This is a genomic window from Achromobacter sp. 1012554356, assembly GCF_059760815.1.
The window spans coordinates 25,219-42,811 of sequence record NZ_JCBANC010000046.1 but is presented as its reverse complement, the minus strand read 5'-3'; the positions used below and the strand labels follow the sequence as shown (position 1 = coordinate 42,811).

Sequence of the window (17,593 nt, the reverse complement as noted above, 5' to 3'; positions counted from 1 at the left end):
TCGATCCGGACAGGCCAGTGTAGGAGCGACCCGCGCATTTCTTCAAGCCCGCGCCGGGGCGCCGTTTGCCCCGACTCGGCCCCTACTTGTTCAGCAGCGCCTTCAGCATGGCCATGCGCTCCTTGGGGCTCATGGCGGCGGTCGCGTCGTCCTCTTGGATACGCACATCGCCCAGGCCCATTTCCTCGATGAAGCGCGACGGCTCGCGCACCAGGTCTTCGCGCGCGCGGCGGCGGCGCTTGCACCAGCTCAGGTTCAGGCTGCGCTGCGCGCGGGTGATGCCGACGTACATCAGGCGCCGCTCTTCCTGGATGCGGGTCGCCAGGTTCTCGGCGGCGCGCGCCGGATCGCCCACTTCGTCGTCCTTGCCCAGGTGAGGCAGCAGGCCTTCTTCGACGCCCGCCAGATACACGTGCGGGTACTCGAGGCCCTTGGAGGCGTGCAGCGTGGACATCTTGACGGCATCGGGCGCTTCTTCCTCGCCGCGCTCCAGCATGGTGACGAGCGCCACGTGCTGCACCAGGTCGAAGAGCGTCATATTGTCTTCCTCGGCCTTGCGCTTGAGCCAGCCGGTCAGCTCCAGGACATTCTGCCACCGTGTCTGCGCGGGCCGTTCTTCGAAGAGTTCGAACAGGTGCCGCTCGTACTGGATGGCTTCGAGGAGGTCGTCGAGGATCGCGCCTGCCGGTTCCGCGGGCGCCGCGTCCTTGCCGGAGGCTGCGCCGCGTCCGGCGCGCCACTGCATGCGGCGGATGAATTCCGCGAAGGTGCGCAGCTGTTCAAGCTGGCGCGGCGCCAGGACGCTTTCGAGGCCGGTTTCGGCCACGGCAGCCAGGAGCGACAGTTCGCGGCTGGCGGCATACTGGCCCAGCGCCTGCAACGTGGCCTGGCCGATGCCGCGCTTGGGCGTGGTGGCCGCGCGGATGAAGGCGGGGTCGTCATCGTCGTTGGCCAGCACGCGCAGGTAGGCCAGGATGTCGCGCACCTCGGCCTTGTCGAAGAAGCTTTGCCCGCCGGAGATCGTGTACGGGATCTTCAGGTTGCGCAGCGCCTGCTCCAGGATGCGCGACTGATGATTGCTGCGGTACAGGATGGCGAAATCCTTCCACTGCGCCTGGCGCTCGAAGCGCGCGGCGGACACCTTCATGGCGATGGACTCGGCCTCCTGCTCCTCGCCGTCCATGGCCGACACCACGATGGGTTCGCCCACCCCCAGCTCGGACCACAGCTTCTTTTCGAAGAGCTTGGGATTCTTTTCGATGACCTGGTTGGCGGCCGCCAGAATGCGCTGCACCGAGCGGTAGTTCTGCTCGAGCTTGATGAGCTTGATGTTGGGGTAGTCGGTGGTCAGCTTGGCCAGGTTCTCGATGGTGGCGCCGCGCCAGGCGTAGATGGCCTGGTCGTCGTCGCCCACCGCAGTGAACATGGCGCGCGGGCCAGTCAGCAGTTGCACCAGCCGGTACTGGCACACGTTGGTGTCCTGGTATTCGTCCACCAGCAGGTAGCGCACGCGATTCTGCCAACGGGTGCGCACTTCTTCGTTGCTGGCCAAGAGTTGCGCGGGAATGCGGATGAGGTCGTCGAAGTCCACTGCCTGGTAGGCGGCCAGCGTGGCGGCGTAGCTGCGATAGACGTTGGCGGCTTCGACATCGCCCGGCGTGATGGCCTCGCGCGCGGCGTCGTCCGGCTCCAGCAGCGCGTTTTTCCACAACGAGATAATGCCCTGCACGTGGCGCAGGCGCGCCTTGTCAGTGGTCGCCAGCAGTTCCTGGATGATCCCCATGGCGTCGTCGGCGTCCAGGATGGAGAACGTGGGCTTCAGGCCCGCGTTGCGCGCCTCTTCGCGCAGCATCTTCACGCCCAGCGAGTGGAAGGTGCTGATGATCAGGCCCTTGGACAGCTTGCGGTCGACCAGCGTCTTCACGCGCTCGTCCATTTCGCGGGCGGCCTTGTTGGTGAAGGTCAGGGCGACGACGTTGCGGCCCATGTAGCCGCATTCGCGCAGCAGGTAGGCGATCTTCTGCGTGATGACGCGCGTCTTGCCGCTGCCGGCGCCCGCCAGGACGAGGCACGGGCCGTCCAGGTAGAGCGTCGCCTCCCGCTGCGCGGGATTCATGCCGTGGCCAATCGGTTCGGTTGCGGACATTGGAGAGTCAGATCGTCATGCGTCGCGGCGGCCATGCCAGCGCAGCCGGCAAGCAAAGGGCCTGCCGCTGCCCGTCAATGGGCCGGAAAAACGCGAGAAAAAGGGGACGGGCGCAGTCGCCGCAGCGGGTCTGCCGCGCCGGTGCGATAGAGGAAGACGATCATAGAACAATCGGGTCGATGACGCACCGGCGGGTTGCCGAAGGGACAGATCCGCGCATCGTCGCACGGGGCAATCGTCCGTCAGATTTCCAGCGGATCGACTTCCAGTTGCCAGCGCACGCGCGCCTCGTTGGCCAGGTAGGGCAGGTGGTGCGACCACGACGCAAGAAACGCCTGCAAGGCCGGCCGGCTGCTGCTTTCGGCCAGCAGTTGGGCGCGCTCGATGTTGGCCACGCGCACCACGCGCAGCGGCACGGGGTCGTACAGCATGATCGCGTCCATGCCAGGAAAATCGGCCGCCCATTCGCCTTCGGGCAGTACGCGGGCCTGCTCCAGAAACGCCTGGGCCACCTTCAGCTCGCGCGCCTCGGCGGTCAGCAGCGCCTGGTAGACGTAAGGGGGCAAGCCCGTGCTTTCGCGCTCGTGCAGCGCGTGGCGCGCAAACCCCGCGTAGTCGTGGCGCAGCAAGGCCTGGTACACGGGCTGCTCCGGGTAACCGGTCTGGATCAGCACTTCACCGTTGCCCTGATGACGGCCCGCGCGGCCGGCCACCTGCATCAGTTGCGCGAACAGGCGCTCGGGCGCCCGGAAATCGTGGGCGAACAGCATGGAGTCCGCGTTCAGCACGCCGACCAGGCCCAGCCGCGCAAAGTCGTGGCCCTTGGCCACCATCTGCGTTCCGACCAGGATGTCGACCTCGCCCGCGTGCACGGACGCGAACAGCGCTTCGGCGCTGCCCTTCTTGCGCGTGCTGTCGGCGTCGATGCGCAGGATCCGCGCCTCGGGAAAGAGTTCGGCCAGGTGTTCCTCGACGCGCTGTGTGCCGCGGCCCATGGGCGCCAGGTCCTGGTCGCCGCATTCGGGGCACGCGCGCGGCACGGGGGCCTGATAGCCGCAGTGATGGCACTGCAGGCGATGGCCGCGAAAGTCCGTGCGATGCAGCACGGTAAAGGCCGTGCAGCGCGGGCAGTTGCTGACCCACGCGCAGGACTGGCAATGCAGCACCGGCGAATAACCGCGCCGGTTCAGGAAGATCAGCACCTGCTCCTTGCGCTCGAGCCGCTGGCCGATGGCTTCAAGGAGCTGGGGCGACAGCCCTTGCTTCATCTGCAGGCGGCGCGTATCCACCAGGCGGATCTTGGGTAGCTCGTTGGACCGCGCGCGGCCGGGCAACGTCAGGCGCAGGTAACGCCCGCGCTCGGCGTGCTGCCAGGTTTCCAGCGACGGCGTGGCCGAACCCAGCACCACCGGAATGTTCAGGTCGTGCGCGCGCCACACCGCCAGATCGCGCGCCGAATAGCGCAATCCGTCCTGCTGTTTGTAGGACGTATCGTGCTCTTCGTCGACCACGATCAGGCCCAGTTCCGTCAGCGGCGCGAAGATCGACATGCGCGTGCCCAACAGCATGCGCGCTTGGCCGCGCTGGGCGCGGGTCCACGCCTGCAGCCGCTCGCCGTCGGACAGGCCGCTGTGCATCACCGCCAGCCCCTCCGGTCCGACCAGCGCTTCCAGGCGCGCCCGCAACGCGGCTTCGAGCTGCGGCGTCAGATTGATTTCCGGCACCAGCAGCAGCACCTGCCGCCCTGCCGCCAGGACCTTTTCGGCGGCGCGCAGATAGACCTCGGTCTTGCCGCTGCCCGTCACGCCATGCAACAGCACCGGCTTGAAGCCGCCGAGCGCCGCGATAGCCTGCACCGCCGCCTCCTGGGCTTCGTTCAGCGCCGGCGGCTGGTCGGGCGTGGCCGGCGCCCGCGCGGTCTTGCGCTTGCGCGCATCCATGCGCGCCACGGGTCCTTCCCCGGACCGCTTGCCCTGGTAGGACGTGGGCTTGCGCAGCGGCGGCGGCAGCGTGGGCAGCATTACCTCGCCCAGGGGCCGCTGATAGTAGTCGGCGGCAAAGCGCGCCATGCGCAACCAGGCCTCGTCAAATGGCGGCAGATCGTCCAGCACCGCCTCGATCGGCCGGATCTGCTTGGGCTCGAAAGAGGGCTCGGCAGGGTTGTCGACGACCACGCCGATCATCTTGCGCCGGCCGAACGGAACGATCACCCGCAAGCCGGCCGCAATCGGCGCGTCGCTGCGGTAATCGAACGGGCCGGGCAGCGGCACGTCCAGCGCGACGCGCACCCAGCACACCGCTGCGGTGTCGGGATTCGCTTGCGCGTCAGGCATGGAGTCTGGGGACATTCATCTACTGAAATAGGACTAGCCGAAAGGATGAGGACAGCGCCGGGCAGCATTGGCGGATTTTCGCTTGCCTTGGCGCCACTGATCCACCGGCGCCTGTGGATAACTTTGGGGAAAAGGCGAGAGCAACATCAGAAAATGGAATATGGCAAGAATGCACAAACTATTGCATCCCTGTTGATAAGCGATATTTTCCGATATAAAACAAGCACTTGTAGCCGGTTTCGAGATTGTAAGCCAGCTTGGGGAGGGTTTTCCCCGACCCCGGATTTAATGTGCACAAGTCGTCCGCGGGGTCCATCTGCTTCGGCCCTTGGGGCCGAAGCGTTCACTTACTTACGCGTGGAGGGCGCGGCTGTACTGGTGGACTTCATCGACCAATTCAGCTACAGCTTCTGGCGGAGTGAAGCGGGAAATGCCATGTCCCAGATTGAACACATGGCCGCCCTTGCCCACCGGCCCAAACGCATCCAGCACCCGCCGCGCTTCCGTGCGAATGGCGCTTGCACCGCCAAACAGCGCCATCGGATCCAGGTTGCCCTGAAACGCGACCGAGTCTCCCGTGCGGCGGCGAGCCGCCGCCAGGTCCACGGTCCAGTCCAGGCCCACCGCGTCGCTGCCACAGGCCGCGATGTCTTCAATCCACTGGCCGCCGCCCTTGGTGAACACGATGACCGGCACGCGCCGGCCTTCGTGCTCGCGGGTCAGGCCGGCAACGACCTTCTTCGTGTAAGCCAGCGAGAACTGCTGGAACAGGCCGTCGGCCAGCACCCCGCCCCAGCTGTCGAACAGCATCACAGCCTGGGCGCCGGCGGCGATCTGGCCGTTCAGGTATTGCAGCGTGGCTTCGGCATTGATTTCGAGAATGCGGTGCAGCAGATCGGGACGCGAATACAGCAGGGTCTTGATGAGACGGTAGTCGTCGCTGCCCTTGCCTTCGACCATGTAACAGGCGATGGTCCACGGGCTGCCGGCAAAGCCGATCAGCGGCACCTTGCCGTCAAGATCGCGCCGGATCGTGCTGACGGCGTCGAACACGTACCGCAGCTTGTCCATGTCGGGCACCGCCAGGCGCGCGACGTCTTCCTCGGTGCGGATGGGATGCGCAAAACGCGGGCCCTCGCCCTCGGCGAAGTCCAGGCCAAGGCCCATCGCGTGCGGAACAGTCAGGATGTCCGAAAACAGGATGGCCGCGTCCAGGTCGTAGCGCTCCAGAGGCTGCAGCGTGACTTCCGAGGCGTAGTCCGGATTCTGCGCCAACCCCATGAACGAGCCCGCACGCGCACGCGTCTCGCGGTACTCGGGCAGATAGCGACCCGCCTGGCGCATGAGCCAGATGGGGGTATAGGGCACGGGTTCGCGCATCAGGGCGCGCAAGAACACATCGTTCTTCAAACGGGGAGCAGACACGGCTAACCTCGATGATCGGAAGCCGTGAGTTTACTTCCCCTGGCTGACAAGGCGGGCCACGCCCGCACCGGCGGGGTTGAGCGGGCGCAATGGGTAGAAGCTGCGGACGTTCGGGCTGTTACGCCTTAGCCCATTTCGTGCATCCGCGCGGCAGCCTGCGCCGCCTGGCGGTACGGCGCGGCTTCGATTCCGTGTTTGCGCATCAGCGCCCAGAACGCGCGGCGATGCTTGGCGCATGCGCGTGCCGCCTGCGCCACATTGCCGCCGTGGCGCGACAGCGCGTGACGAATGTATTCGCGCTCGAAGCCATTCACCACCTGCGCCTTTGCCGCCCGGAACGTTTCTTGCGCACCCCGCCGGTATTGGTGCCGCAAGCTGCTCAAGGCGTGTTCGACGATGTCGGCGGGGACTTTGGGACGCGCGGAACCCGCGCGAGATGCGTGGGGTGAATGTGCCGCGTGCTCGGCGCAGTGCGCGTCCGGGTGCTCACCCAGATAGTTGAACGGGTGCTCATGGACGCTGCCCGCCGCGCCAGCACTCGTTAGAGCGCCCGGTAGAGCACCCGGTAGAGCGCCGCGGCGAGCCAGGCGGATCAGCCGCACGCGCAGGCTTTCCACGCATACCGGCTGCGAGATGAAGTCCGCCGCGCCCAGGCTGAGCAGATCCAGAATGGCCGGCGCCTTTACGTCGTGGATGAGCAGCAAAATGGGCGTGGACAGCGCGTTACGCGCAAGCTGCAACGCCATGCGGGACCACGCAAGCGAGTGCAGCGCCACGGGCAGAATGCAGGCGTCATATCTTCGTAGGGACAACGCCTGCCGAGCCAGGGAATCCGGCGGCGCGGCGTCAAGGGCCTGCGGCGCCAGGGACACCGGATGCAGCCGCACGCGCATCAGCCTGGCCTGATGGCTGGCGATCCAGGCGCCCATCGTCGTTTCATGGCCGGGCGCCAGCAGCACCCCGCAATCCAGCACGTCTCGCATGCCTTCCTCGTTTGCATCGCAAAACTGAAGGCTACTGTTGCAGCCCCCTGCCGACTATTCGTAGTGAACGCATTGCGGCAGGCCGCTACAGGGCGACGCGCCGTGGGTGCGGCGCATGGTTGGCGGTAAGCAAGGTGTCTGACACCCCAAGGAGATGATCGTCAGCTTGCGACAGCGTCTCAGCGGGTGTCAGACACCTTGCAATCGACAGCGTCTCATTGGGTGTCAGACACCTTGCAATAAATGGGAATGAAAAAAGCGGCCCGAAGGCCGCTTTTTTCTACGCCGGGACAAGCCCGGCAACCGCATTGCCGCTTAGTGCGAGCGGCCGCCTTGGCGCAGCTTGCGCGCCGCGATGGCTTGCGCAGCCAGCATGGCGAGCTCGGCTTCGACGACAGCGATGTCAGCCTTGTCCTTGGCGTTGGCCAGGGCCAGTTCGGCCTTCTGGCGCGCTTCCAGGGCGCGGGCTTCGTCGAGGTCGGCGGCACGGATTGCCGTGTCGGCCAGGACCGTCACGCTGCCCGGCTGAACTTCCAGGATACCCCCGGCGACGAAGATGTTTTCCTCGCCTTGGTCGGCACGAACGATCTTGACCGTTCCGGGGCGTATGCGCGAGATCAGCGGGGTGTGGCCGGGCAGAATGCCCAGTTCACCCGACTCGCCAGGCAGAACCACGAACTTCGCCTCGCCGGTGAAGATCGCTTCCTCTGCGCTGACCACATCCACATGCAGGGTAGCCATATCGGTTCCTTATTGCAGTTTCTTGGCCTTCTCGAAGGCCTCGTCGATCGAACCGACCATGTAGAACGCCTGTTCCGGCAGGCTGTCGCACTCGCCGTTGACGATCATCTTGAAACCACGGATGGTTTCGGCCAGCGGAACGTACTTGCCGGGCGAACCGGTGAACACTTCGGCGACGTGGAACGGCTGCGACAGGAAGCGCTGGATCTTACGCGCGCGGGCCACGGCCTGCTTGTCTTCCGGCGACAGTTCGTCCATGCCCAGAATCGCGATGATGTCGCGCAGTTCCTTGTAGCGCTGCAGCGTCTGCTGCACGCCACGGGCAACGGCGTAGTGCTCTTCGCCGACGACTTGCGGGTCGAGCTGACGGCTGGACGAATCCAGCGGGTCGACGGCCGGGTAGATACCCAGGGCGGCGATGTCACGCGACAGCACGACGGTCGAGTCCAAATGCTGGAAGGTCGTGGCAGGCGACGGGTCGGTCAAGTCATCCGCAGGGACGTACACGGCCTGGATCGAGGTGATCGAGCCGGTCTTGGTCGACGTGATGCGCTCTTGCAGCTTGCCCATTTCTTCGGCCAGCGTGGGCTGATAACCCACGGCGGACGGCATACGGCCCAGCAGTGCGGACACTTCCGTACCGGCCAGGGTGTAGCGGTAGATGTTGTCCACGAAGAACAGGATGTCGCGGCCTTCGTCACGGAACTTCTCGGCCATCGTCAGGCCGGTCAGCGCCACGCGCAGACGGTTGCCGGGGGGTTCGTTCATCTGACCGAACACCATGGCGACCTTGTCCAGAACGTTCGACTCTTCCATTTCGTGGTAGAAGTCGTTGCCTTCACGGGTACGCTCACCCACGCCGGCAAACACCGACAAACCGCTGTGCTGCTTGGCGATGTTGTTGATGAGTTCCATCATGTTCACGGTCTTGCCCACGCCGGCGCCGCCGAACAGGCCGACCTTGCCGCCCTTGGCAAACGGGCACACCAAGTCAATAACCTTGATGCCGGTTTCCAGCAGTTCCACCGACGGCGACAGTTCGTCGAAACGGGGAGCGGCCTGGTGGATGCCACGCTTTTCTTCGTGTTGGATCGGGCCGGCTTCGTCGATGGGACGACCCAGCACGTCCATGATGCGGCCCAGCGTGCCGGTGCCGACGGGCACCGAGATCGGGGCGCCCGTGCCGGCGACCTTCATGCCGCGGCGCAGACCGTCGCTGGAGCCCAGCGCAATGGTACGCACCACGCCGTCGCCCAGCTGTTGCTGCACTTCCAGCGTCAGACCCTTTTCGGCGAACGAGGAACCCTCGTCGGCCAGAGTAAGCGCTTCATAGATCTTGGGCATCTGATCGCGGGGGAACTGAATATCCACCACGGCGCCAATGCACTGAACGATGGTTCCGTTGCTCATGTCGATTCCTTGCTTGATAGCTTTTGACGGGATGCTGCCTGCCTCAAACGGCGGCAGCGCCCCCTACGATTTCCGAAATTTCTTTGGTGATCGCGGCCTGACGGGTCTTGTTGTAGACCAGTTGCAGATCGCCGATGACCTTCTTGGCGTTGTCCGACGCCGCCTTCATGGCGACCATCCGGGCCGACTGCTCCGAAGCCATGTTCTCGGCCACGGCTTGGTACAGCAGGCCTTCAACGTAACGCTGCAGCAGGTCGTCGATCACGCTACGGGCGTCGGGTTCGTAGATGTAATCCCAGCTGTATTCCGACTTCACTTCCGAGGTCTTGGCCAGGCTATCGGCGCCCGTCTGGTACGGATCTTCCAAACCGCTGGCCAACGGCAGCAGACGCAGGAACAGCGGCTCTTGCTTCATCGTGTTGACGAAGCGGGTCGAGGCCACGTACAGCGCGTCGATACGGCCTTCCAGGTAGGCGTCCAGCTGCACCTTGATCGCGCCCAGCAGGCGGTCGAGTTGCGGCTTGTCGCCCAGTTGCACTTCCTGGGAAACCAGTTTGGCGCCGATACGGGTCAGCACACCCACGCCCTTGTTGCCGAAAGCGGTCGCTTGCACGGCGATGCCGGCTTTCTCGAACTCTTTCAGCTTGCCCAACATCACGCGGGTAATGTTGGTGTTCAAGCCGCCGCACAAACCCTTGTCGGTCGTCACCATGACCACGCCGACCGCCTTGATTTCGCGTTCGACCAGGTACGGGTGGCTGTACTCGGGATTGGCCTGCATCAGGTGCGCAGCAATCTCGCGCACCTTGGTGGCGTACGGACGGCCTGCACGCATCCGCTCCTGCGCCTTGCGCATCTTGGATGCGGCGACCATTTCCATCGCCTTGGTGATCTTGCGCGTGTTTTGCACGCTCTTGATCTTGGTTCGGATTTCCTTAATTCCGGGCATTGCGCTTTCCTGTGAAGACTGGCCGATGGGTTCCGCTCGCGCCTCAACCATCCGGGAAGGATGGGTGAGGCGCCTGGGACGCCTAACCCATCACTTTCTTAAAAAGCACCGTGCTTCTTGAATTCCTGAACGGCGGCGGCCAGTTCGGCCTCGTCGTCCTTGGACAGTTCCTTGGTGTCTTCGATGCGCTGGATCAGAGCAGCGTGCTTGCTCTTGAGCTGATCCTTCAGCGACTTCTCGAACGACAGCACTTGGGCCACGTCCACGTCATCCAGGTAGCCGTTGTTGACCGTGTACAGCGTGACGGCCAGTTCCCACACTTGCAGCGGCTGGTATTGCGGCTGCTTGAGCAGTTCAACGACGCGCTTGCCGCGCTCGAGCTGGCGACGGGTAGCGTCGTCCAGGTCGGAGGCGAACTGCGCGAAGGCGGCCAGTTCACGGTACTGCGCCAAGTCGGTACGGATACCGCCGGACAGCTTCTTGACGACCTTGGTCTGGGCAGCGCCACCGACGCGCGACACCGAGATACCGGCGTTGATTGCGGGGCGGACACCGGCGTTGAACAGGTCGGTTTCCAGGAAGATCTGGCCGTCGGTGATCGAGATCACGTTGGTCGGAACGAAGGCCGACACGTCGCCTGCCTGGGTTTCGATGATCGGCAGCGCGGTCAGCGAGCCGGTCTTGCCCTTGACGGCGCCTTCGGTGAACTTCTCGACGTACTCTTCGTTGACGCGAGCAGCACGTTCCAGCAGGCGCGAGTGCAGGTAGAACACGTCGCCCGGGTAGGCTTCGCGGCCCGGCGGACGGCGCAGCAGCAGCGAGACCTGGCGGTAGGCCCAGGCTTGCTTGGTCAGATCGTCATAAACGATCAGGGCGTCTTCGCCACGATCGCGGAAGTATTCGCCCATCGTGCAGCCGGCGTAGGCAGCCAGGTACTGCATGGCGGCGGAGTCGGAAGCCGAGGCGGCCACGACGATGGTGTATTCCATCGCGCCGTGCTCTTCGAGCTTGCGGACCACGTTGTTGATCGTCGAAGCCTTCTGGCCGATAGCGACGTACACGCAGGTGACGCCCTTGCCCTTCTGGCTGATGATCGTGTCGACGGCCACGGCGGTCTTGCCGGTCTGGCGGTCGCCAATGATCAGTTCGCGCTGGCCACGGCCGATGGGAACCATCGAGTCGATAGCCTTGATGCCGGTTTGCAGCGGCTGCGACACCGAGCGGCGGGCGATAACGCCAGGCGCCACTTTTTCGATGATGTCGGTGGCCTTGGCGTTGACCGGGCCCTTGCCGTCGATCGGCTCGCCCAGCGTGTTGACCACGCGACCTTTCAGTTCCGGACCAACCGGAACTTCCAGAATGCGGCCGGTCGTCTTGACCTGGTCGCCTTCGGAAACGCCGGTGTAGTCGCCCAGAATAACGGCGCCGACGGAATCACGCTCGAGGTTGAGCGCCAGACCGAAAACGTTGTTGGGGAATTCGAGCATTTCGCCCTGCATCACGTCGGACAAGCCGTGGATGCGGGTAATACCGTCGGTCACGGACACGACGGTGCCCTGAGTACGGACATCAGCCGAAGCGCCCAGGCCCTCGATGCGGCTCTTGAGCAGTTCGCTGATCTCGGAGGGATTGAGTTGCATATTGACTCCTGGAATCCTGTTAGTAGCCTTAAGCGGCGAGCTGATCGCGCATGCGGACCAATTGGGCTTGTACGGAAGTATCGAGCACCTGGTCGCCGACGGCCACGCGCACGCCGCCGATCAACGACGGGTCGACGGTAACGCTGGGCTTGAGCTTGAGGCCAAATTTTTGTTCGAGCGCGGCGACCAGATCCTTGACCTGGGCATCGCTCAGCTCGAACGCGCTGGTGATTTCCGCCTGCGCCGTGCCTTCGTGACGATTCCGCAGCGCGACGAATTGCGTGGCGATCTCGGGCAGCAGCAGCAGCCGGTCGTTTTCGACCAGCAGCTCGATGAAATTACGGGCGGCTTGCGGAAAATCGGCCTTGATCAGGCCGGTAAACAGTTCGACGCGCTGCTTATCGCCCAGACGCGGATCGGCCATGGCCTCGCGCACGTCGGGGTTGGAGGCGACCTGAGCCATTACGCTGATCAGGTCGGCCCACGCCGGCAGACCGGCCTTGTCGTCGCGCGCTGCGCTGAAGAGCGCTTCAGCGTAGGGCCGGGCAACAGTGGAAAGTTCAGCCATGACGGTCCCGGATTAGAGCTGCGCGCGGAGCTGGTTCAGCAGCTCGGCGTGTGCGCGGGCGTCAACCTCGCGCTTGAGGATCTGTTCAGCACCCTTGACGGCCAGCGCGGCGACGTCGTCGCGCAACGCTTCGCGGGCGCGCTGGACTTCCTGCGCGGCATCCTGAGCTGCTTGCGCCACAATGCGGGCGCGTTCGGCTTCCGCTTCGCGGCGGGCCTGCTCGATCAGGGAGGCAGCTTGCTTCTCGGCCTCGATGATGCGTGCGTGGTTTTCGGACTTGGCAGAAGCCTCGATCAGACTGACGCGCGCCTGGGCTTGAGCCAAGTCGGCTTTGCCCTTCTCGGCGGCGGCCAGGCCGTCGGCGATTTTTTGGCGGCGCTCGTCCATCGCCTTCGTCAGGGGAGGCCACACGAATTTCATCGTGAACCAGCCCAGAACGAAGAACACGAGCATCTGGAAAATGATCGTCGCGTTCAGATTCACGGTCGTTCCTTTAACACCTTGCGGCTCCGACCGCACCCGGGAAGGGGCGTCGCGGAGCACTCGATACTTTGCTGATCGGCGATGGAGCCGTTGCTCTCATCGCCGCCAGCGTCATGACCCACCTATTTGCCGGCGGGCGGTGCCTTAGCCGACGAACGGGTTGGCGAAGGCGAACAGCATGGCGATACCCACGCCGATCAGGAATGCCGCGTCGATCAGGCCAGCCAGCAGGAACATCTTCGTTTGCAGAGCGTTCATCAGTTCAGGCTGACGAGCCGAAGCTTCCAGATACTTGCCGCCCATCAGTGCGATGCCGATGCAAGCGCCGATAGCGCCCAGACCGATGATAAGACCGCAAGCGAGGGCAACGAAAGCGACGTTGGTCATGACAACTCCTTGGTTAGAAATCTGAAGTCAAAAATTGAAAAATAAGAGGTACAGCTCAATGCAAGATAATCTTGCTATCCGATGCCGGCCGGGTGGCCGACACCGGAAATTCGGGGGATCAGTGGCCTTCGTGAGCCTGGCCGAGATACACCAGCGTCAGCATCATGAAGATGAAGGCCTGGAGCAGAACGATCAGGATGTGGAAGATTGCCCAGATCGAGCCGGCCAGAATGTGGCCGATGCCCAAGCCGATGCTGGCGCCATTAAAGCCGGTCCAGGCGCCGCCCAGGAGGGCGATCAGCATGAAAATCAGTTCGCCGGCGAACATGTTGCCGAACAACCGCATGCCCAGCGACACGGACTTGGCGGCGTATTCGATCAGGTTCAGCAGCAGGTTGAACGGGGCCAGCACGATGGCGCCCAGGCCATGCGCATGGAACGGCGCGGTGAACAGTTCTTTGACGAAACCGCCCGGCTGCTTGATCTTGATGCCGTAGTAGAACATCAGGAGCAGCACGCCCAGCGACATGCCCATCGGCACGTTCAGGTCGGCGGTCGGCAGAATGCGGTGGTAATAGAGAGGATCGCCGTGCTCAGCACCCAGGCCGGTCAGGCGCCAGATGGAGGGCAGCAGGTCGACGGGCAGCAAGTCCAGCGCGTTCATCAGGATGATCCAGAGGAACACGGTCAGGGCCAGCGGGGCGATGAAAAGACGGCTCTTGGCGTTGTGGACGATGCCCTTGGCCTGGTCGTCGACCATGTCGACGATCATTTCCACGAAGGCCTGGAAGCGGGAAGGAACACCGCTGGTGGCGCGGCGCGCGGCGCGCCACAGGAAGAAAATGACGATCAGGCCCATCAGGCCGGACCAGAACAACGAGTCGTAATTGATGATGTCGAACTGAGCAATAGCGCTCTGTTTCTCACCGGTATTGTTCAGATGCACCAAGTGATGCTGAATATACGCGGATTGAGGCGACACGTCGCTGGCAGCAGCCATTTGAACCTATCCTATTTGCTGTATGCCCGGTCCTTGCGAACCGGACGATTCCACGATTTCGTTTGCCGCAACTTACTCGGCGCTAAGACAGCCTGCGGAACATCAGAAGCAGGAGATAGCCTTTCAGTGTGAGTATCAGACCGAGCAACGCGGCAGGCCAAACAAGCCAGTCCTGCGTCACACGCGAAATCAGCCACAACAGCAACGCCGTTGCGAACAACTTGATCAACTCACCAGAGAGAAAGGTAAAGGGACTGGCTTTACCGGCCCGAACGCTGACAGCCAGGCGCAATGCGAACAACGCATTGGGTATGAAATACGCTCCTGCCCCCGCCAGCGCCGACCAACCTGCCGCCGCCCCTCCGACAACCCCCGCTATTACTGCTGCTGCGAGCCCCATGGCGCCTTGCGCCGCCAATGCCAACAAGAGCCCACGGCTCGCTTGAGCATTCAGCGCCGCGCGATCCGCGTCACTGAGTACCAGAACTTCCACCACGTCCAGATCGATCGAATCCTGATCCAGACTGGGCCTCAGACCCTGCCGTTGCTGACCCTGCTGTTGCTGGTCCCGCTGGCCCTGCTGTTGCTGCATGGAGTTCTGCTGCATCAAACTTCCCCGCTTAACCTGGCCCTGAGGGAACCGACGCGCTTTTTTAGGCGCATGTTTCTTATCCCGCAAGCGTCAAACCCGCAGAGTATAGCTTGGTTTTTTGCACCCTAGCAAATGAACTTTCGGCGGTTTGTAAGGTGGCAACACCGTCCGCTTGGGACGGCAAAATGGGGGACGAGCGAGGGGTCGCCGGGGCGCCTCCTCCGGTATGCACCCGCCATGAAAAGGCGCGCGGCCCCTTGTTGGAGACCGCGCGCCTTATGTGCGCCGCATGTGCGCCTTATTTACGCTTGATGTGCCTGCCGAAGCTTAGTCTTCCTTGACCGGCGGCGGCGCCCACTGCCCGTCCAGGGCAATGTTCTGCGGCGCATACAAACGCATGCTGAGTACGAACGAGCCATCGGCGGCCGGCGTGCTGACCCAGTTAGCGCGCTTGGACTCGCCCGGGTCACGGCGCTGGACATAGATATCGAGCGAGCCGTCGGCGTTGTACTTCAGACCGTCAGTGCTGCGGATCACGTAACGGTTGGCCGGGTTTTCGGCAAAGCCGTACTTGCTGTTGTAGACGTGCAGCGACCAGAGCGTGGCGGGGGGCAGTTGGCCCTTGTCGAAGTGCAGCACGTAGTCTTCACTGGCGTCCAGCGGACGCCCCTTGGAATCCGAGACCGTCACCGGGTACAGCACATCTTCCGGCGTCGGCGCGCCCAGGCCGGCATACGCGATGGCGGCGCGGCGCGTGTAGTCGGTGCCGTAGGTGCCGATGCCGGTCAGCACGGTGTTCCAGCCATTGATCGGGGTGGCCAGGCGCGAGACGTTGTCGGCGATGCGGCGGCCAGCCAGCGGTTGCGCATCCGTGAGGGCCTGCTGCACGGCCGGGCTCAGGCGGCCATACGAGAACGGCTGACGGTCATCCAGGCCGATGCGGCGCATGCGGTCAAGCATGGGCGTGTCGTTGGCGTGCGGCGGGTTGTTGCGCAGCGCGTCGAAGAACACGGCAAAGAACGAGGCTGCATCCATCCCCGCGACCTGCTCGGCGGGGGAGCCATCGGGCACGGTCGTCGCTGGTGCCGGCATGGGCAGGGTGCTGCCGATCGGCGCGGTGCCAACGCCCGCGCCGGTTTGCGGGAAGGGCGTGCCGGCGTTGCGGCCACGCGGCGTGGTGGACGGCGTGACGGGCACGAGCAAAGGCCGCGCGGTCATGCCGGCCTGGATCTGGTTGACGGCGGCGTAGTCCTGCGGACCGCCGGCCTGCGTCCAGCCGATCAGCCAGCCCGTCGAGGTCGGACTGCGGATCACATCGACGCCGGCGGGCACGGTGCCGTTCCAGTGCGGCCCGACAATCGCGAAGGACTGGGCGCCCTGCCCGTTGGTGCGCGTGCCGCGCGAGGCGAAGACGTCGCTCCACATATCCAGCGCGGACAGCACGGTGTAGCGGCCGCCGGTGTCAGGCAGGTTGATGATGAGCGGGGCGCGCGAGACGTCGAACCACAGGCTGGAATACAGGGCGTCGGCGCTGGGCCACGGAGCATCGGTCGCGCGCGGGTCGGGGAAGGCGGCCTTGTGTCCGAACTGGTTCATCGGCGCCTTGCCGTCCAGCGGGCTTTGCACGGCCGTGGCCTGACGGCGCGCCAATTCCATGAGCACCATGGGATAGGCGTAGACATAAGCGTCGATGGCGGTATCGCGCAACTCCGCTTCGTTCATCTGCGGCGCGGCGGCCTGGGCGGCCGGATACGGCGTCTCGGAGACCAGCCGCAGCGTGGACTGCGGCGATTGAGCCTGGGCGACGTTGATAAAGCAGACGCTGAGCGCGCCGGCGAGCGCAGCCGTGGACAGCCGGCGGGTAGCGGTAGGTATACGCATGCAAGGCTCCTTCTTGATTTTGTTTGCAATCGAGCCGCCGCGCGGGACTTGCCAGTGCAAGCCGCTCTGGCGCGGCACCTCGGGATGACGCTCAATCAGGATAGGGCCGAACTCTGCAACAAGGTGCTAGGCAGACGTTTCAAGGCGAAACCTGCAAATTGGCTGCTGATGCGCATGAAAAAGCGCGCCTTCATAGGGCGCGCCGGGCAATGCAGGGCCTGCGGTCAATGCAGGCCCGTACGTAACAAGGCTTAACGGTGTTTGAAGTCAGGTTTGCGCTTTTCGGTGAAGGCGACCATGCCTTCCTTCTGGTCTTCGGTGGCAAAGAGCGAATGGAAGACGCGGCGTTCAAACAGCAGGCCTTCGTTGAGCGAACCTTCGAATGCCCGGTTGACGCATTCCTTGGCCATCATGACCGACGGCAGCGACATGGAAGCGATGACGGTGGCGGCGTCGATGGCTTCTTCGAGCAGCTTGTCGGCGGCGACGACGCGCGAGACGAGGCCGGCGCGTTCGGCTTCGTCGGCGCCCATCATGCGGGCGGTCAGCGCGAGATCCATGGCCTTGGCCTTGCCGACGGCGCGCGGCAGACGCTGCGTGCCTCCGGCGCCGGGGATGACGCCGAGCTTGATTTCCGGCTGGCCGAATTTGGCGGTGTCGGCGGCGATGATGATGTCGCACATCATGGCGAGTTCGCAGCCGCCGCCCAGCGCGTAGCCGCCGACGGCGGCGATGACGGGCTTGCGGATGCGCTTGAGCGTTTCCCAGTTGCGGGTGATGTATTCGCTGCCGTACACGTCCATGTAGGACCAGTCCTTCATGGCGCCAATGTCAGCGCCCGCGGCGAAGGCCTTTTCGCTGCCGGTGATGACGACGCAGCCGATATCGGGATCGGCCTCGAACGCGAGCAGCGCGGCGCCGAGTTCATCCATGAGCTGATCGTTCAGCGCGTTGAGCGCCTTGGGACGATTCAGCGTCAGCAGGCCGACTCGGCCCCGGGTTTCGACCAGTACAAACGACTCGCTCATGAATGTCTCCGGTAATAAGATATGAGC

The 17,593-nt window shown here is 64.1% G+C and carries 15 protein-coding genes; all 15 read right to left on the bottom strand.

Features of this window, described 5'->3' with window-relative positions; all coding sequences use genetic code 11:
- Positions 1–82: 82 nt before the first annotated feature.
- Entirely contained in the window at positions 83–2,146 is a 2,064-nt protein-coding gene (locus tag AC6LJW_RS21360) for a UvrD-helicase domain-containing protein (protein WP_056564886.1), read from the bottom strand.
- A 242-nt stretch (positions 2,147–2,388) separates the two neighbouring features.
- Complete coding sequence (locus AC6LJW_RS21355; protein WP_056564889.1) at positions 2,389–4,479, bottom strand: primosomal protein N'; 2,091 nt, start codon at positions 4,477–4,479, stop codon at positions 2,389–2,391.
- A gap of 351 nt (positions 4,480–4,830) precedes the next feature.
- Positions 4,831–5,904 carry a uroporphyrinogen decarboxylase gene (hemE, locus tag AC6LJW_RS21350; RefSeq protein ID WP_056564891.1) on the bottom strand — a complete coding sequence of 358 codons (1,074 nt, stop codon included), beginning with the start codon at positions 5,902–5,904 and terminating at the stop codon, positions 4,831–4,833.
- A gap of 125 nt (positions 5,905–6,029) precedes the next feature.
- The gene (locus AC6LJW_RS21345) at positions 6,030–6,887 is read right to left on the bottom strand and encodes a helix-turn-helix domain-containing protein (RefSeq protein WP_498088208.1); all 858 of its coding nucleotides are present in this window, start codon (positions 6,885–6,887) and stop codon (positions 6,030–6,032) included.
- A 315-nt stretch (positions 6,888–7,202) separates the two neighbouring features.
- Entirely contained in the window at positions 7,203–7,628 is a 426-nt protein-coding gene (locus AC6LJW_RS21340; RefSeq protein WP_056327609.1) for a F0F1 ATP synthase subunit epsilon, read from the bottom strand.
- 9 nt (positions 7,629–7,637) lie between these two features.
- Positions 7,638–9,038 carry a F0F1 ATP synthase subunit beta gene (gene atpD / locus AC6LJW_RS21335; protein WP_056564896.1) on the bottom strand — a complete coding sequence of 467 codons (1,401 nt, stop codon included), beginning with the start codon at positions 9,036–9,038 and terminating at the stop codon, positions 7,638–7,640.
- 43 nt (positions 9,039–9,081) lie between these two features.
- Positions 9,082–9,987 (bottom strand): F0F1 ATP synthase subunit gamma, encoded by a 906-nt coding sequence (gene atpG / locus AC6LJW_RS21330; RefSeq protein WP_056564898.1) that lies wholly within the window; start codon positions 9,985–9,987, stop codon positions 9,082–9,084.
- Between the two features lie 98 nt (positions 9,988–10,085).
- The gene (atpA, locus tag AC6LJW_RS21325; RefSeq protein ID WP_056564901.1) at positions 10,086–11,627 is read right to left on the bottom strand and encodes a F0F1 ATP synthase subunit alpha; all 1,542 of its coding nucleotides are present in this window, start codon (positions 11,625–11,627) and stop codon (positions 10,086–10,088) included.
- Positions 11,628–11,655: 28 nt separating this feature from the next.
- Positions 11,656–12,195, bottom strand: a complete 540-nt coding sequence (locus tag AC6LJW_RS21320) for a F0F1 ATP synthase subunit delta (protein ID WP_056564904.1) — start codon at positions 12,193–12,195, stop codon at positions 11,656–11,658.
- A gap of 12 nt (positions 12,196–12,207) precedes the next feature.
- Positions 12,208–12,678, bottom strand: a complete 471-nt coding sequence (locus tag AC6LJW_RS21315) for a F0F1 ATP synthase subunit B (RefSeq protein WP_008167494.1) — start codon at positions 12,676–12,678, stop codon at positions 12,208–12,210.
- Between the two features lie 144 nt (positions 12,679–12,822).
- Positions 12,823–13,065, bottom strand: a complete 243-nt coding sequence (atpE, locus tag AC6LJW_RS21310) for a F0F1 ATP synthase subunit C (protein WP_003815363.1) — start codon at positions 13,063–13,065, stop codon at positions 12,823–12,825.
- Between the two features lie 118 nt (positions 13,066–13,183).
- A complete protein-coding gene (gene atpB / locus AC6LJW_RS21305) occupies positions 13,184–14,065 on the bottom strand; it encodes a F0F1 ATP synthase subunit A (RefSeq protein ID WP_056564907.1) in 882 nt (293 codons plus the stop codon).
- Between the two features lie 82 nt (positions 14,066–14,147).
- Entirely contained in the window at positions 14,148–14,561 is a 414-nt protein-coding gene (locus tag AC6LJW_RS21300; protein WP_056566917.1) for an ATP synthase subunit I, read from the bottom strand.
- A gap of 423 nt (positions 14,562–14,984) precedes the next feature.
- A complete protein-coding gene (locus tag AC6LJW_RS21295; RefSeq protein ID WP_498088207.1) occupies positions 14,985–16,538 on the bottom strand; it encodes a DUF1254 domain-containing protein in 1,554 nt (517 codons plus the stop codon).
- Between the two features lie 251 nt (positions 16,539–16,789).
- Positions 16,790–17,566 (bottom strand): enoyl-CoA hydratase, encoded by a 777-nt coding sequence (locus tag AC6LJW_RS21290; protein ID WP_498088206.1) that lies wholly within the window; start codon positions 17,564–17,566, stop codon positions 16,790–16,792.
- Positions 17,567–17,593 lie beyond the last annotated feature (27 nt).

Excerpts from the sequence above, each read along its gene's own strand:
- AC6LJW_RS21360 (WP_056564886.1), bottom strand. The coding sequence starts at position 2,146 with ATGTCCGCAACCGAACCGATTGGCCACGGCATGAATCCCGCGCAGCGG.
- AC6LJW_RS21320 (WP_056564904.1), bottom strand. The coding sequence starts at position 12,195 with ATGGCTGAACTTTCCACTGTTGCCCGGCCCTACGCTGAAGCGCTCTTC.
- atpE (WP_003815363.1), bottom strand. The coding sequence starts at position 13,065 with ATGACCAACGTCGCTTTCGTTGCCCTCGCTTGCGGTCTTATCATCGGT.
- AC6LJW_RS21355 (WP_056564889.1), bottom strand. The coding sequence starts at position 4,479 with ATGCCTGACGCGCAAGCGAATCCCGACACCGCAGCGGTGTGCTGGGTG.
- atpG (WP_056564898.1), bottom strand. The coding sequence starts at position 9,987 with ATGCCCGGAATTAAGGAAATCCGAACCAAGATCAAGAGCGTGCAAAAC.
- AC6LJW_RS21340 (WP_056327609.1), bottom strand. The coding sequence starts at position 7,628 with ATGGCTACCCTGCATGTGGATGTGGTCAGCGCAGAGGAAGCGATCTTC.
- atpD (WP_056564896.1), bottom strand. The coding sequence starts at position 9,038 with ATGAGCAACGGAACCATCGTTCAGTGCATTGGCGCCGTGGTGGATATT.
- atpA (WP_056564901.1), bottom strand. The coding sequence starts at position 11,627 with ATGCAACTCAATCCCTCCGAGATCAGCGAACTGCTCAAGAGCCGCATC.
- AC6LJW_RS21290 (WP_498088206.1), bottom strand. The coding sequence starts at position 17,566 with ATGAGCGAGTCGTTTGTACTGGTCGAAACCCGGGGCCGAGTCGGCCTG.
- AC6LJW_RS21345 (WP_498088208.1), bottom strand. The coding sequence starts at position 6,887 with ATGCGAGACGTGCTGGATTGCGGGGTGCTGCTGGCGCCCGGCCATGAA.
- AC6LJW_RS21295 (WP_498088207.1), bottom strand. The coding sequence starts at position 16,538 with ATGCGTATACCTACCGCTACCCGCCGGCTGTCCACGGCTGCGCTCGCC.
- atpB (WP_056564907.1), bottom strand. The coding sequence starts at position 14,065 with ATGGCTGCTGCCAGCGACGTGTCGCCTCAATCCGCGTATATTCAGCAT.